The 15,269-nt window shown below is 61.9% G+C and carries 11 protein-coding genes and 5 pseudogenes; 8 read left to right on the forward strand and 8 right to left on the reverse strand.

The window, feature by feature from the left end; translation table 11 throughout:
* Window positions 1-76: 76 nt before the first annotated feature.
* A pseudogene (locus AWB75_RS18295) lies at window positions 77-787 on the reverse strand (CaiB/BaiF CoA transferase family protein); the annotation flags it as partial.
* 254 nt (window positions 788-1,041) lie between these two features.
* On the opposite strand from AWB75_RS18295, the pseudogene AWB75_RS18300 reads away from it, so the two are divergent.
* From AWB75_RS18300 to AWB75_RS18310, 3 genes and pseudogenes are all read left to right on the forward strand, one after another.
* A pseudogene (locus tag AWB75_RS18300) lies at window positions 1,042-1,789 on the forward strand (electron transfer flavoprotein subunit beta/FixA family protein).
* Between the two features lie 16 nt (window positions 1,790-1,805).
* On the forward strand, window positions 1,806-2,738 hold the full coding sequence (locus AWB75_RS18305; protein WP_061125504.1) for an electron transfer flavoprotein subunit alpha/FixB family protein: 933 nt from the start codon (window positions 1,806-1,808) through the stop codon (window positions 2,736-2,738).
* Between the two features lie 165 nt (window positions 2,739-2,903).
* Window positions 2,904-3,098: pseudogene (locus tag AWB75_RS18310) on the forward strand (alpha/beta hydrolase); the annotation flags it as partial.
* Window positions 3,099-3,172: 74 nt separating this feature from the next.
* Here the strand turns inward: AWB75_RS18310 and AWB75_RS18315 are convergent.
* Window positions 3,173-3,403 carry a hypothetical protein gene (locus tag AWB75_RS18315; protein WP_235012149.1) on the reverse strand — a complete coding sequence of 77 codons (231 nt, stop codon included), beginning with the start codon at window positions 3,401-3,403 and terminating at the stop codon, window positions 3,173-3,175.
* Window positions 3,404-3,767: 364 nt separating this feature from the next.
* Here AWB75_RS18315 and AWB75_RS18320 point away from each other — a divergent pair, with 364 nt between their 5' ends.
* Entirely contained in the window at window positions 3,768-4,577 is an 810-nt protein-coding gene (locus AWB75_RS18320) for an enoyl-CoA hydratase/isomerase family protein (protein WP_061125506.1), read from the forward strand.
* A gap of 39 nt (window positions 4,578-4,616) precedes the next feature.
* Here the strand turns inward: AWB75_RS18320 and AWB75_RS18325 are convergent.
* A pseudogene (locus AWB75_RS18325) lies at window positions 4,617-4,775 on the reverse strand (BON domain-containing protein); the annotation flags it as partial.
* 522 nt (window positions 4,776-5,297) lie between these two features.
* On the opposite strand from AWB75_RS18325, the gene AWB75_RS18330 reads away from it, so the two are divergent.
* From AWB75_RS18330 to AWB75_RS18340, 3 genes and pseudogenes are all read left to right on the forward strand, one after another.
* Complete coding sequence (locus tag AWB75_RS18330) at window positions 5,298-6,452, forward strand: porin (RefSeq protein ID WP_061125507.1); 1,155 nt, start codon at window positions 5,298-5,300, stop codon at window positions 6,450-6,452.
* Window positions 6,453-6,599: 147 nt separating this feature from the next.
* Window positions 6,600-7,028, forward strand: a pseudogene (locus AWB75_RS18335) (transposase domain-containing protein); the annotation flags it as partial.
* Window positions 7,029-7,050: 22 nt separating this feature from the next.
* Window positions 7,051-7,617 carry an alpha/beta fold hydrolase gene (locus tag AWB75_RS18340; protein ID WP_235012150.1) on the forward strand — a complete coding sequence of 189 codons (567 nt, stop codon included), beginning with the start codon at window positions 7,051-7,053 and terminating at the stop codon, window positions 7,615-7,617.
* A 390-nt stretch (window positions 7,618-8,007) separates the two neighbouring features.
* On the opposite strand, the gene AWB75_RS18345 is transcribed toward AWB75_RS18340, so the two are convergent.
* The 3 genes from AWB75_RS18345 to AWB75_RS18355 all read right to left on the reverse strand — a co-directional run bounded on the left by AWB75_RS18345 (window position 8,008) and on the right by AWB75_RS18355 (window position 11,902).
* A complete protein-coding gene (locus AWB75_RS18345) occupies window positions 8,008-9,330 on the reverse strand; it encodes an MFS transporter (RefSeq protein WP_061125510.1) in 1,323 nt (440 codons plus the stop codon).
* 319 nt (window positions 9,331-9,649) lie between these two features.
* Window positions 9,650-10,576, reverse strand: coding sequence for a LysR family transcriptional regulator (locus AWB75_RS18350; protein ID WP_061125511.1), 927 nt, complete (start codon window positions 10,574-10,576; stop codon window positions 9,650-9,652).
* A 72-nt stretch (window positions 10,577-10,648) separates the two neighbouring features.
* Complete coding sequence (locus tag AWB75_RS18355; protein ID WP_061125512.1) at window positions 10,649-11,902, reverse strand: CaiB/BaiF CoA transferase family protein; 1,254 nt, start codon at window positions 11,900-11,902, stop codon at window positions 10,649-10,651.
* Window positions 11,903-12,146: 244 nt separating this feature from the next.
* Between AWB75_RS18355 and AWB75_RS18360 the strand changes: the two genes are divergently transcribed.
* Window positions 12,147-12,947, forward strand: a complete 801-nt coding sequence (locus AWB75_RS18360) for an SDR family NAD(P)-dependent oxidoreductase (RefSeq protein WP_061125513.1) — start codon at window positions 12,147-12,149, stop codon at window positions 12,945-12,947.
* A 283-nt stretch (window positions 12,948-13,230) separates the two neighbouring features.
* Here the strand turns inward: AWB75_RS18360 and AWB75_RS18365 are convergent, their stop codons facing one another.
* Entirely contained in the window at window positions 13,231-14,472 is a 1,242-nt protein-coding gene (locus AWB75_RS18365; RefSeq protein WP_087086676.1) for an MFS transporter, read from the reverse strand.
* Between the two features lie 39 nt (window positions 14,473-14,511).
* Window positions 14,512-15,243 (reverse strand): superoxide dismutase, encoded by a 732-nt coding sequence (locus AWB75_RS18370; RefSeq protein ID WP_061125514.1) that lies wholly within the window; start codon window positions 15,241-15,243, stop codon window positions 14,512-14,514.
* Between the last annotated feature and the right edge of the window lie 26 nt (window positions 15,244-15,269).

The raw sequence follows: 15,269 nt of genomic DNA on the forward strand, positions 1-15,269 counted from the left end.
TTGCCTTCGCTTTCCATGCTTCAAATCTCCCGTTACAGCCAAGATCCGAAGTCTCCTACATTTCCGGGGCGGTTCAAGTCTCGTATACGTTGTACCAGGGCGCACCGGAGTCCAGACGATTGCTGCCGCGCTCGTCCTTCCAGTACCCGCTCGCGAACATGCCGTAGAAGAGCGTCATCAGCGAAGCGGAGCCGTCGACCATCGCGGCGTCCACGACCTGACCCTTCCCCGAGCGCTTGCTCTCGAGAATCGCCGATACCACGCCGAGCGCGAGATACAGCGAGCCGCCGCCGAAATCGCCCGCCAGATTGAGGGGAATCACGGGCGGACCGCCGGCCACGCCGACCGAGTGCAGCACGCCGCTCAGCGAGATGTAGTTGATGTCGTGGCCCGGCGCCTGCGCGAGCGGGCCATGCTGCCCCCAGCCGGTCATGCGGCCGTAGACGAGCGCAGGGTTCGCCGCGAGGCAAGCGTCAGGTCCAAGTCGCAGCTTCTCCGCGACGCCCGGGCGGAAGCCCTCGACCAGCGCGTCGGCCTGGCCGGCGAGCTTGAGGATCGCCTCGGCCGCTTCCTTTTTCTTCAGATCGAGTGCCGCGCTGCGTCGGCCGCGATTCAGCAGGTTGAAGCGGGGATCGCCGGGCTGACCGCCGTCGTAGCCGGGCGGCCGGTCGATACGAATGACATCGGCGCCAAGATCCGACAGCAGCATGCAGCAGAACGGCACAGGCCCCACACCTCCGAGTTCCACGATCCTGATACCTGCAAGCGGCCCTTTTGCGTTGTGCATCGCGAATGTCTCCATGGAAGCGCCCGTTCAAGCTTACGCGTGTCAGGCAGGCAGTCCAATTTCGATTTATCGAACCGGCATTTCGCTGCAGTCGAAACCGTGAACTAGGCGATCCGGCGGCCTTCCGAAGTACGGAACCATCGTTCGAGCGGTGTTGACGCCACGCCGATCGAACCGCCACTGTGAACACCATGCCAATGCAATGGCCGCTCACCCGGCCTTCGGGTCAATGTTGAATGGAAAGGAGATGCAAAGTGAAGGTATTGGTCCCCGTCAAGCGTGTCGTGGACGCGAACGTGAAGGTCGGCGTCAAATCGGATCAGTCGGGCGTCGACATCGCGAGCGTGAAGATGTCGATGAACCCGTTCGATGAAATCCGTGGAAGAAGCGGTCCGGCTGAAGGAAGCGGGCGTCGCAACCGAAGTGATCGCCGTGTCGGTTGGCGTCGCGCAAGCGCAGGAAACGCTGCGCACGGCGCTGGCGATCGGCGCGGATCGCGCGATCCTCGTGCAGTCGATCGACGGCGTCGAGCCGCTGGGCGTCGCAAAGGTGCTCAAAGCGCTGGTCGACAAGGAGCAGCCGCAGTTGGTGATCCTCGGCAAGCAGGCCATCGACGACGACTCGAACCAGACGGGGCAGATGCTGGCTGCGCTGGCCGGCTTCCCGCAAGCGACGTTCGCATCGAAGATATCAATCGCCGATGGCCTTGCAACAGTCTCGCGCGAAGTGGACGGCGGCACGGAAACGCTTTCGCTGACGCTGCCGGCCGTCGTCACGACCGACCTGCGCCTGAACGAGCCGCGGTACGTTACGCTGCCGAACATCATGAAGGCGAAGAAGAAGCCGCTGGAAACCGTGAAGCCCGAAGACCTCGGCGTAGATGTCGCGCCGCGGATCAAGACACTGAAAGTGGCCGAACCGGCGAGGCGGGCGGCCGGCGTGAAGGTGCCGGATGTGAAGACACTGGTCGAAAAGCTGAAGACCGAAGCCAAGCTACTGTGAGAGGGAGCAGAAAGACATGACGATTCTCGTAATCGCGGAACACGACAACGCGTCACTCAAGGCCGCGACGCTGAATACGGTTGCGGCAGCAGCGAAGATCGGCGGTGACATTCACGTGCTCGTCGCGGGCCACGACGCCCAAGGCGCGGCGGATGCGGCGGCGAAAATCGCCGGCGTTTCCAGGGTGCTGCTGGCCGACGCGCCACAGCTCGAAGCGGGATTGGCGGAAAACGTCGAGGCGACCGTGCTGAACGTCGCGAAGGATTATTCGCACGTCCTTGCGCCGGCCACCGCGTATGGCAAGAACGTCGCGCCGCGCATCGCGGCGATGCTGGACGTCGCACAGATCTCCGACATCACGAAAGTCGACAGTGCCGATACTTTCGAGCGTCCGATCTACGCGGGCAACGCCATAGCAACGGTTCAGTCGAGCGATCCGATCAAGGTCATCACGGTGCGCGCGACGGGCTTCGATCCGGTCGCTGCTGAAGGCGGCAGCGCATCGGTCGAGAAAATCGACGCAGCGGCGGACGCGGGCAAGTCGCAGTTCGTCAGCCGTCAAGTGACGAAGCTGGATCGCCCGGAACTCACGAGCGCGAGCATCATCGTGTCGGGAGGTCGCGGCCTGGGCAGCGGCGAAAATTACACGAAGGTGCTGGAGCCGCTGGCGGACAAGCTGGGCGCAGCGCTGGGCGCATCGCGCGCAGCGGTCGATGCGGGCTACGTGCCGAACGATTATCAGGTCGGCCAGACCGGCAAGATCGTCGCACCGCAGCTCTATATCGCGGTCGGCATCTCCGGCGCGATCCAGCATCTGGCGGGCATGAAGGATTCGAAGGTGATCGTCGCGATCAACAAGGATGCGGAAGCGCCGATCTTCAGCGTAGCCGATTACGGCGTCGTCGGCGATCTCTTCGCGCTCGTGCCGGAACTCGCAAGCGAACTATAGACCCACCCGCGCAAGCGCGGACGGCCGTCGGGCAACCGTGCGTGACGTGTGCGTGATGTGTACGTGATGTGTACGTGACGCAATTGCCGGTGCTCGTGGGCGGTGACAGCGCGGGCGCGAATCATCACTTCGCGATTGGTCAGAAGCTGATTCTCTGGTGCGACGGTCACCGCGGAACACGATGTACTGCGCGACGAGGGTGAAGCGTATGCGCGGCGCCTCGAACAGGCAGGCGTGCCGGTTCATCATCTTCGTGCACAGGGGCAGATGCATGGTTTTCTGATGATGATCGGCGTGCTTCCCGGCAGCCGCAGCGCGCTCGGTTTCATCTGTGAACGGCTCCGCCGCCTCATCGCGTGACCGCTGCGTCGATGCGCGTGCTGCTGTCTGACTAACGCGTTTCGAACTGACCCGAGCACATGCGTCGGCGACGGCTAGGCGATGCGCATCGTCGCGTGACGCGGCAGCGGCGGGAATACATGCCACGCGCCGTCCTCGTGCTGGAAGAAGCAGATCGCGACATCGCCCTTCGCCGCCCGGGCATCGATCCTCACGCATCGTCTGCATGCCGTACGCCGCAGAAAGTGAATGCGAAAAGGGATCGCGCCGTTCGGTGTCAGCCAACTCTCGATTGCGTCGCGCAAGGTCTTTCTCGTCACGTTCATCAACATCTCCCGCTTTCAGCCACCCGCTGCAAATGCGTTTGTCATTGCATTCATCGTGCGACCCGCCGCAACCGAGTGTGAACGGCACCGATCAACGCGTTCCGTACTTTGACTGCACGACTCGCCAGGTGAATGAGCATCACGAACGTTCATCTCACGAACGTATGTTTGAATTGGGAAAGCGACGGAGCTAATGGACACGGCGGCAGCATCTGCGGTGTTCCAAGGGGCTGTCCCCGGTTTCAGCAGACCGATTTCGTACGATCGTCAAAGTACGGAACGGCGGCGCCACACACATTGCACGCTTCGATGTCGGCGAGTTCAATATACGTCGCCATCGTTCAACTCAACTCTGGATTCACACATGCGATACGAAGACTTTCAGTTCCTTCTGTTCGAGCGCCAGGCTGACGGCGTATTGCTCATCACACTGAACCGTCCGGAGGTCATGAACGCGACCAACAACAGAATGCACTGGGAACTCACGCAGGTTTGGGGCGTGGCCAACGACGATCCAACGGTCAAGGCGATCGTCGTAACGGGTGCGGGCGATCGAGCCTTTTCTGCGGGCGGAGATCTATCCGTGGTCGAAGAGATGTCGACCAGTCACGAAGCGACCATGCGCGTGATGAAAGAAGCCTCCGACCTCGTCTACAACATGCTGGCCTGCGATAAGCCCATCATCTCCGCCATCAACGGAACAGCCGTGGGCGCGGGGCTTGTCGTCGCACTGCTCGCGGACGTCAGCGTGATGGCGGAAGACGCACGCCTGACCGACGGCCACGCGCGTCTGGGCGTGTCGGCGGGCGACCACGGCGCCATCGTATGGCCGCTGCTCTGCGGCATGGCCAAGGCCAAGTACTACTTGATGACGGCGGAGTTCGTCGACGGCAAAGAGGCCGAACGTATCGGCCTCGTCACCTTTTGTACGGCGCGTGCCGACGTGCTGACAAAATCGCTCGCCATCGCAGCAAATCTGGCGCGCGGTAGCCAGACCGCGATCCGCGCGACCAAGAAGTCGCTCAACAACTGGATGCACATGGCGGGACCCCTTTTCGACAACTCGCTCGCCATGGAGATGCTGTGCTTCCTCGGCGCGGACGTGAAAGAAGGCGTGGCAGCAATGCGCGGCAAGCGACAGCCGGACTTTCCTTCAGCCCGATTACCCCAGTAGGCAGCGGCACGGCGATGCGCGGTGTCATACCGCGCTCGCTCAACTTCCCGCAGGGCGAAAGGTGAGCGCGTTCTTAAGCGAGGTGACACCAGCTACCCTCTGCGCGACCCCGGTGGCGCGGTCGATTTGTGACGAATCCGGCACCGTACCCTGCAGCGTCACTGCACCCTCTTTCGCCCGCACGGTAACGTTGGCGACATGTCCAGATGCTGCTCTGCTTCCGGGAAGAAGAGCCATCGGATGGTGAGCGAGCAGTGCTTGATCATAGACTCGCCGCCCCGGGGGTCAACGGACTGCCGCTTTCTGTTCCGTCCTTGGGAATACGCCAGACGTGTATGTTCGTTATCCCGATCAGGCAGGCGCGAGCCGCCGCTCGCGGCCTCGCCATCCAACTGCCGCGAAGCAGCGTGGCTTCGAGGGCGTATCCACCCGCTTCTCTTCACGTATTGAAACGGCCAGATTCAAGTTGTCGCTGCGGTTTCGCGCCGAATTTCTCTTCACAGAGTTCGAAATAAACTTCGGCATCTCGAAGTACGGAATGTTTTGCGGGCCCGCGTTGACGGGCGGTGGCCGCGAGCTCCATTGTGTGAAAAAAAAGAGACGTGACGTGTGCCTTCGACGAGAACAGCACACACGCGCAACTTCTGGATTCCTAATCAATTCGAAAAGCGTCACGAGTTTGGAACACAATCCTTACCGACAAAACATGGAGACTGGTCGATGAAGAAGCGAATTTTAATGGTTGCGGCACTCAGTTCCTGCGCGGGCATGGCCCACGCGCAAAGCAGCGTGACGTTATACGGCCTGCTCGATGCGGGCTTCAACTACATCAACAACGACGGCGGAAAGTCCAACTTCACGATGACGACCGGCGTGCTCCAGGGCAACCGCTGGGGCTTGAAGGGCGTCGAAGATCTGGGAGGCGGACTGAAAGCCATCTTCCAGTTGGAGAACGGCTTCTCGCTCGCCACAGGCTCGCTCCAGCAGGGCGGGCGCGAGTTCGGCCGTCAGGCGTGGGTCGGCGCGAGTCACGACAGGTTCGGCAGCCTCACCTTCGGACGGCAGTACGACTCCGTCGTCGACTACGTGCAGGCGCTGAGCGGCATTCCCTATACCGGCCTCGCGCACCCGTTCGACAACGACAATTTCGACAACGACTTTCGCATCAGCAACTCGGTGAAGTACGCGAGTCCCGATTTTCACGGCCTCAAGTTCGGCGGCCTGTACGGCTTCAGCAACAGTGCCAATACCGGCGCCGAGAACTCGGGTTTCGCGAGCAATCGTGTCTGGAGCCTCGGGGCGTCTTATGCCGCTTCGTCGGTCAATCTCGCCGTGGGCTACCTGCACCTGAATTCGCCTAACAGCAACACGGTAGGCGCGATTTCCGGCGACTACATCAACGTAACCCGCACCTCCGCCCTGGGGACCAGCGGGCTGCCATCGGCCGTGACCAAGGAAGACGTGATAGCTGCAGGCGGCGCGTATTCGTTCAATGGCGGCAGGGTGGCATTCGTCTACAGTCACTCGAAATTCGATTCGGCGACCGACCGGCTTTCCTTCGATAACTACGAAGTCAATGCCAACTACTTTCTCACACCGGCCCTCTCGCTCGCCGGCATCTATAGTTTCACGGACGGCAAGCTGCATTCGACCGATGCGAACCCGAAGTATCACCAGTTCCAATTGATCGCCGACTACTTCCTCAGCAAGCGCACCGATGTATACCTGCTCGGCGCGTGGCAGCGCGCGGCCGGTGACGCGCCCGTCGCATCGCTCGCTCCGGACACCTTCGGCACGGGCGGGACGGCCGCGCCGGATGCATCGACGACCAAGAACCAGGTGCTCGTGCGCATCGCGATGCGGCACAAGTTCTGAGTGCGCTGGAATGCGCCGGCGCACGTGCGCATTTTTGGCTAGCGGCCCTGGCGGGCTAATGCCGTTCAGTTAAGCGACTGAACGGCATTTGTTTTGGTGCGGGAAGTGGTTGTAAACGTTGCGCCGAGCCGTTAACTTTTCGGGGCGATGCTTGCCAATCACCTCACCTACGTGATCGAAGCTCAGGAGCCGGCCGATCTGCGACGGCTGGCCGAGCATCTGCCCTACGAGTGGATCACGCGTGCGGTCCAGACAACCGGCACGGCAAGCATCCGGCGCCGTCGCCTGCCGGCTGAACAGGTGGTGTGGCTGGTGATCGCGCTGGCGATGTACCGGCACTGGTCGATCAGCGAAGTACTCGACAGTCTCGATCTGGCCTTGCCCAACGAGGCTGCGCCGTTTGTGAGCAAGAGCGCCGTGGTGCAGGCGCGCCAACGCGTCGGCGAGGCGCCGATGGCCTGGTTGTTCGAGCAGACAGCGCGGGCGTGGACGACTCAGGACGCGGCTCATCATGCGTTCAAGGGATTAAGTCTGTGGCATTCCTGTGATTCTGCTGCATGGCGCGGGACAGACACGCCACTCATGGAGCCGGACGGGCATGATGCTCGGCGAGGCAGGCTTCTTCGCCGTCTCATTCGATGCCCGCGATCACGGAGACTCCGGTTGGCCGTCGGACGCAAACTACAGCCAGGTCGCCATGGTGCGCGATCTGGAAAGCATCGCGTCGTCTTTGGGCATGCTGCGTCCCGTGCTCGTCGGCGCTGCGACGAGCGGTGCGACCAGCCTGCTCGCGGTCGGAGAAGGCTATGTGGACGCGCGTGCCCTCATCCTCGTCAACATTGCGCCGCAAACGGAACCGGCGGGCGTGGCGCGTATCCAGTCATCGCTGCGGCGCTGGTCCAGTCGTTTCGAACCGCGCGACGATGCCATCCACTCGCCGACCGCGTTTTTTCTGCGGCCGAAGGACGAGCATAGCCATCGCCGGCCCTGGGATCCACATTTCGTCGCAGGGCCACGCGACATGGGACGCCGCCGTCAACGGCTGTGCGCATCCGCGCGCAAGCTCACGTTGCCTACATTGCTCATGCGTGGTGAACATTCCGACGTGGTGAGCGAAACGGGCGTCGCGGAGTTTATGAGGTTTTGCGCACATGCCGAGATGTGAGCTTGCGGGACGCGGGCCACGCTGGCGCGTGGGAAGGCAAGACACATATGGTGAAGAGGCGATGCGATACATCGTCAGGATTGCACAAGCTGAACGGCCGCGCACCCGGCGTCTCTAGGACTGCGCTTGACGGCGCCTTTCTTGCCTGGCCAGTTTGGATTGCGTCGCGAGCCGGAGATATGACCGTGCATGTGGCCTGCTCTGCGGCTCCCTCGTGATGCCACCGACAGAACCACGCACAACCGTCACCACGACGAACGTCTTACGCGCACGCAAATGCGAATAAGCCGGCGCTTCGACCATCGAAGCTCCGGCGCGATGCACACTCCCCTCCGCTCGGCGAGCGTGCACCATTCATCGCGCGTGCATTTCACATATCGCTCGCCGCCGTCATGTGCTTTCTGCCTGCACATACTCGACTTCGCATGGCGCGGCCTTCGGAATCAGCGTCACGACCACTGCGGCGATCACGGCGGGCATCGCGAACGCATAGAAGTTCCAGTGATGATCGAGGTTCGAGCCGAGCACCCATCCGCCGATCATCGGTCCGAGAATCGATCCGATGCGCCCGAGACCTTGCGCGGCGCCGATCGCGGAGCCACGGCACGATGCCGGAAAGTATGCGCCGATATAACCGTAGCCGAGCGTCACCGAGCCGATCGAACCGAGGCCCGCGCCGAACACCGCGAGCGTGAGCCACACGTAATCCGGCTTCTGGCTCAGCACGAGCATCGAGACCGCACCGATGAGAAAGAACGGCACGAGTACGCGCTTCGGGCCCAGCCGGTCCGCGAGCCAGGAACCTGTCAGGTTTCCCAGTACGGCGCCGCACTGCATCACCAGCAGAAACTGCAGCGACGATCCGAGCGCATAACCCGACTTGCGCATTAACTGCGGCAACCACGCGTTGAGGCCATAGACGACGAGTTGCCCGCAGAAGCACATCAGCGCGAACAGAAGCAGCGCCGACCGGAATTCGGGCGATGTCAGCAACCTGTACCCCCGCGCGCCCGCAGCCGCGACGCGTGTTCGACGATGCTCCTCTTCATCGCGCGCAACTTCATCGAGATCGATTGCGTAGCGTGCCGCGAGCGTACGCGCTTCATCGGTGCGGCCGCGGTCCAGCAAATAGCTCACGGATTCAGGAAGGAAGAACCACATGACCGGCAAGATCAGCACATACAACGCGCCGTAGCCGTACAGCAGACGCCAGCCGTGACTTTGCAGCGTCGCGATGGCGAGCAGCGCGCATAACATGCCGCCGACCGGATAGCCCGTGAGCGCGATCGCGCTGTAGAGCTGGCGACGGCTGCGCGGTGCGTATTCGATAGTGAGCGCCACCGACGACGGCACCACGCCGCCGAGCCCGATCCCGGTGACGAAACGCGCGATGCCGAGCGCCTGCGGCGAATGCGCAATCGCGCAGAGCAGCGAGCCGAGCGAGAACCACAACACGCCTGCCATGATGAGCTTGCGACGCCCGATGCGATCCGAAAGCGGACCCGCGCCGAGCAGGCCCACCATCAGTCCGGCGAGGGTCCAGCTGCCGATCATTCCCGCGCTCGCGGGATTCAGGTTCCAGCCGGGTTCTTCCAGAAGGCGCGGGATGGTCGCGCCGTAGACGATGAGATCGTAGCCGTCGACCGCGATCGTCAGAAAACACAGCACGACCACGAATAGACTGCTTCGTGTCGGGGATGAAGAAGGGTTCACATCGTCTCCTGTCTGTTTATTTGGATGCCTGATGGCGGACGCTTCGAATGAGCCGCTTCAATATAGGCAGGCGAAATCAGCCAACCTAGTGATGGTTTTCGAATCGCCTCTTCGATATTCCCGAATTCCGCCACGGCCTGTCGATTCGAATGATTCGAATCGACAATTCGAATCATTGCAATTGCTCGACTGAGATTGCGTGTCCAAGGTGGTTGTTCGATGCGATCGCGCACGCGATCAGGAGAGGCGATGACAGTCGGCGTTCACACAGTGATGCAGCTCGCACGCGCCGCGCAGGGCACGTTCGAAGACTGCGCGCTCACTCGCCGGCCGAAGCCGTGAGTTGCGCGATGAGCGCCCTCGTCGCGGGCGTCAGCGACACGCCGCGCTTCGTGCCGATGCACAGTTGCCGCTTCGCCCACGGTTCGTCCAGCGCCACTATCGTCAGCGCGGCGAGTTCTTCCTTCGGCAGCATGCTCTCCGGCTGGATCGTGACGCCGAGCCCGGCCTTGACGAGACTGCGCGCCGCTTCGATGGTCGTCACCGTGTACTTCAGGCGCAGGTCGCGGCCGAGCGCGGCGGCCGCTTGGCGCAACTGGGTCATCATCGACGTGGTCGGCGAGATGCCGATCAGGTCTTCGTCGAGCAGATCGTGCGTGGTCACGCTGGCGCGCTCGCCGAGCGGATGTTTCCGCGGCACGATCGCGGCGAGGCGGTCCGTACGGTATTCGACGATATCGAGCCCCTCGTGGTGAACGTCGTTCGTCGCATAGAACATCGCGAGATCGGCCTTGCCCGACAGCACGGCGCCGACGACGTTGACGTTGGCATCCTCGTGCAGATCGATATCCACGAGCGGAAAGTCGCGCCTGAAGTCGGCTATCTCTCTCGCCAGAAAATGAACGATGATCGTGCTCGTCGAACTGATGCCGACCTGCCCGCGGACACCTTCGGTGAATTCGGCGATCTCCCGGCGCATGACATCGAAATTGGCGAACATAAGACGCACGTGACGCGCGAGTACTTCACCCGCCGGGCTGGGCGTCATGCCACCCGGCATGCGCTCGAACAGCGCGATGCCCGCGACTTCCTCGAGCTCCTGGATGCGCCGCGTTGCGGCGGGCGGGGTAATGTTCTCGCGCTGAGCGGCGCGCCGCATCTGCTGCTCCTCGACGACCGAGAGAAACAGGCGCAGCGTGAACAAATCGACGCGTCGGGTCAGTGTGTGGACGCTCAGTCCGGTCATGGGGGCTCCCTGAATAGCTCAGAGCCTATGCCCGCCCTAATCGGTCGTCAATCGGCATGGAGCCGGACATGTTCAGATCGCATGCTGTTCGCGCAGCGCTCCGATCTGCGCTTCGCTCATGCCGAGCCAGTCGCGCAAGACGTCCTGGCTGTGCTCGCCGAGCAGCGGCGGCAAGTTGCTTTCCGGCTCGGGCACGTCGGACATCTTGATCGGATTGCCCGTGACGTGAATGGTGCCCCACACGGGATCGTCGAGTTGCATCAGCATGTTGCGGGCGGCGACGTGCGGGCAGGCAAAAAGATCGGGTACGTCGTTCACTGTCGAGCATGGCACGCCGCCCGCGCGAAGCAGGCCCAGGGCTTCGTCGCGGCGCTTGCCGTCGAGCCATGCGTCGATATGCGCATTCAGCGCGTTCATGTTCTGTCGCCGGGATGTGCCACTTTCGAAGCAGGCCTCGCCGACGAGTTCGGGCCGGCCGATGACCTCGCAGAAACGCTTCCAGATGTGCTCACCGATCACCGCTATGACGATATAGCCGTCCGCCACCCGATACGTGCCGAAGGGTGCGGTGACCGCGTGTACGCCCGGCGGCGCGACCTGTTTCGTCGCCGAATACATGGTGACCGAGATTTCGTTAAGGACGAGCGATGCGTCGACCATCGAGATATCGATCTTCTTGCCGCGGCCGCTGCGTGCCCGATGAAGCAGCGCCAGCATGATGCCCTGCAGCGCGAGATTGCCACATTGAATATCCGCGAGCGAAAAGCCGAGATAGACCGGACGATCGCCACTGCGTTCAGGGCGATACATGAGGCCGCTCATCGCCTGGCCGACGATATCGAATGCCGGCAAGTCGCCGTATGGGCTCGGTTGGTTATCGGCGTGCCCGAAACCGGAGATGGCAGCGTAGATGAGCCGTGGATTGATGCGACTGAGTTCCGCATAACCGAGGCCGAGGCGGTCCATCACGTTCGGCCGCAGGTTTTCCAGCACCACGTCCGCCTCGGCCGCAAGCGACTTGAACACCTGCTTGCCTTCGGGATGCTTGAGATCGAGCGTTACGCTCTTCTTGTTGCGGTTCGCGCGCAGGAACGACAAGCCGCTCGGCCTGCCGTCGACGCCGGGCTTCGTCGGGCTGGTGCTGCGTGCAAAGTCTCCGCCGTCGGGCGTTTCGATCTTGACGACTTCGGCGCCAGCATCGGCGAGCCACATCGACGCGAACGGCGCGGCGATGAAGTTTTCGACGGTCAGAACGCGAATGCCCGACAGCGGACGATCCGCTGCTGTCGCTTGCGCGGCGCGCTCGGATTGAACGGCTGCTTCCATATCTGTCTCCTTGCTCTGTCTGTGCTCTTCGACCTGCCTCGAATGCTATCCCCAGCGATCTGTCGTGACGATTGACGGTTCGTGAAAGCGGCGTTGCAAAGATACGAATGCATTCACTAGGGTCTGTTCACGAAACATCAAGCACACGTTCGAAAAACGGCAATCGCTTTGGATGAGACGCGCGACTAGGATTGATTTCGGGCTCGCGCGAGCCGACTTGTTAAACCATCGAAGGCGCACAGCAATGAGCAATCTGGAAGGAAAGGTGGCCGTCGTCACCGGCGGCACCGGCGGCATCGGCAAGGGCGTCGCGTTGCAGCTCGCGGCAGCCGGAGTCACCGTGGTGATCAGCGGGCGCAGCGTTGCAAAAGCCGACGCCGTGCTCGCGGAATTGCGGCAAACCGGCGCCACCGCTGATTTCATCGCAGGCGACGTGCGATCCAAAGCCGATATGACGGCACTCGCTGAAGAGACCGCGCGCAGATACGGCGGCATCGACATCGTCGTCGCGAATGCGGGCGGAAACGACGACGAGGCCCGCTCGCCGCAAGTGCGCGGCCCATTCGCCGAAATCGATCTGGCGCGCGTGGCAGCCGTCGTCGCTGAGAACACGAGCGCGAAGCTTCTACCGGTTCAGGCGGCACTGCCCTTCATGCGCCCTCGCGGGGGCGGCAGCGTCATCTTCCTGACCTCCGAAGGCGGCCGCGTGCCGACACCGGGGCAAACCGCCGTGTCGACGTTCGCGGGCGGATTGATCCGCGCAAGCAAGGTGATTGCCAGAGAACTCGCTCGCGACCGGATACGCGTCAACTGCGTTTGCGTCACGGTCGTGCGCGACAGTCCGTCCTGGGAGGCCGTGTTCGGCGAGGCAAGCAAGGTATCGGATCATCACCGCAAACAATACGAAAAGATCGTCGCCGGTTGTCCGCTGGGTGTCGCGGCGCCAACGGATATCGGCCGCGTCGTGGCGTTCCTCGCTTCCGACGAATCGGCTTATCTCACGGGCGCAACGCTCAGTCCGACCGGCGGCCTCACGATCCATTGATCCGCTCGCAAGAGCTTGAAACCCGTCTCGTTCAAAGGCGGCGCCGCCGTGGCCTGCGGCACCGGCACGGCGTATGGCGCCCTTTAGCGCCTGAATATCAGCGTACGCGATTCGCTCGCAGTCTACGGCCTGGGTCCTGTAGGACTAAACGTCGCCTCACGTTCGTCATACTCTGGCGCGGGGAACCCGTGACCTGCGTTGTCTCACGCGCAGCCCTCGAAGCGTACTTTTGGCAGTGCTGCGCCGATAAGAGAGCGAAGCCGCCGGATCAGTTGTAACGAGTTCATGATCTGTCACCGTCGAGACGTACATGTCGGAACGCGGTGAGCAACGCCAAGTCGTAGATGATCTTGAGCACGCCGCATGCAATCAGCGGTGCTTCGAGCCAACCTAGTCCGATCAAGCCGCCGGCAATAGTCGGGGCAATGGCTGCGGCAAGACTACGCGGAACCGCTGTCAAACTCGCGGCGGCAGCTCGTTCCGCTGGCGTCACGACGGACATGACATAAGCACTGCGCGTGGGTACGTCGAGTTGCGACAGCGCGCTGCGTAGTAGCAGCATTAGCAGTGCTAGCGGCAACGAGGGCATGAAAGCTGCCGCGATAAGACACAGGCTCGACGGGATATGGGTGAAGACCATCGTATTCAACAGGCCAATCTTGCGCGCTAGAGGTGCGGCCGCGAGTTGCGAGCCAGCGCTCAGTAATCCCGTGCAGAAGAAGAACTCCCCGGCCGCGCCGATCGATAGTTCGAATCTCGCAATGAGCCACAGCGTTAGCAGCGCATTGACTACCAATCCGCCAGCAAACGCATCCAGACTAAACAGCATTGCGAGGCGCATAACGATCCAGCGCGAGGGTCCTAGCGAGGTGCGAACGGTGGTTGCAAGTCGTTGACGTGACGGCATGTACAGGTAAAGGATCAGGATCGCAAGGCCCGACAGCGCGTAGATCATGAACATGGCCCGCATCGCTGAAAGCGCTAATACTTCGAAATGCGCAGCGATCAAATCGGGGACTCCCGCAAGCAACGCCCCCAGCGCGCCGGATAGCGCACCGACGAGGCTGTAGCGTGCAAACAATGCTGTACGTGCCTGCGCTTGCGACGCTTCGGCAAGACATGCATGTTCGATCGGTAGAAACAGACTGACATCGCCCGCGCTGGGATTCATCGTTCCGACGAATGCCACGACGAGCAGAGGCCAAAGCGTCGAGAAGCTGAAAAAGCCGATTCCTGTTGCTCCCATCATCGCGGCGGCAATCAACAGCAACGACCGGCTCGAATAACGATTGCCTATCATGCCGACGACAATCGTCGCGATCGCGGAACCGAGTAGCGTCGACGTGCTGACGAGCCCCACCGAGAGCGTCGACATACCAAGCGCGAGGAGGTATGCAGGAAGCAGCACCGCAATGAATCCATCGCAAAAGCCCCGCAGACTTCGCGCCGCGAGCAGTCGCCATACGCCGGGAGCGACGCCCGCAAGTGCGAATCTCGATGAGAAGCGAATGATGGCTGGAATCATCGCAACAACTCCGGCGCGAGCGTGCGCCGGACAGCACGCTTATGCGTTGCGCGCAGGCATGGCCGCGTGGAGCCTCATGGACGCGTTGTCCCAATTCACGATATTGAAAAGTTGATTAACGTACTCGTTGCGTCGGTTCTGATACGTCAAGTAGTACGCGTGCTCGAAGACATCGAGCACAAGAATCGGTTGTATGCCCCAAGCCGTGAGCTTGTGATGGTTCTCGCATTGGAGGATCATGAGCTTGTCCATCGCCGGGTGATAACCCACTACGCCCCAGCCCGAGGCCTCTGTTGCGATGGTGGCAGCGGCAAGCTGCGCTTTGAACTTCGCATATGAGCCAAAGTTCTTGTCGATTGCCTTCGCCAATTCGCTCTTTGGTTCTCCGCCTTTGCCCGAAATGCTCGTCCAGTACACGGTATGCAAGATGTGGCTCGAAAGCTGGAATGCGAGTTCCTTCTCGTAATGCTTCACGAGCGTGAAGTCATTTGTGTCGCGTGCCTTGGCCAGTGCATCTTCTGCCTTATTCGCCGCCGTCACCGCGGGCTTGTGGTGAAAGTTGTAATGCAGTTCGACTGTGCGTGCGTCAATGACCGGTTCGAGCGCATCGTAGGCATACGGTAGCGGGGCGGCAGCATATTTGCCGTCGGCGTCGGTCAGTTTGTCGACATAGCCAGCGCTTTCGGCCGCGTCCGCTGAATGCGTTTTGGCCATGAGCAGACCTGCGCCGGCAGCAGCGGTGTTATGAAGAAAGGTGCGCCGAGTTGCCATGATGTCCTCCTAGCTCCGATGCGCGC

Source organism: Caballeronia catudaia (genome assembly GCF_001544755.2).
In the GTDB taxonomy this organism is placed as follows: Bacteria; Pseudomonadota; Gammaproteobacteria; order Burkholderiales; family Burkholderiaceae; genus Caballeronia; species Caballeronia catudaia.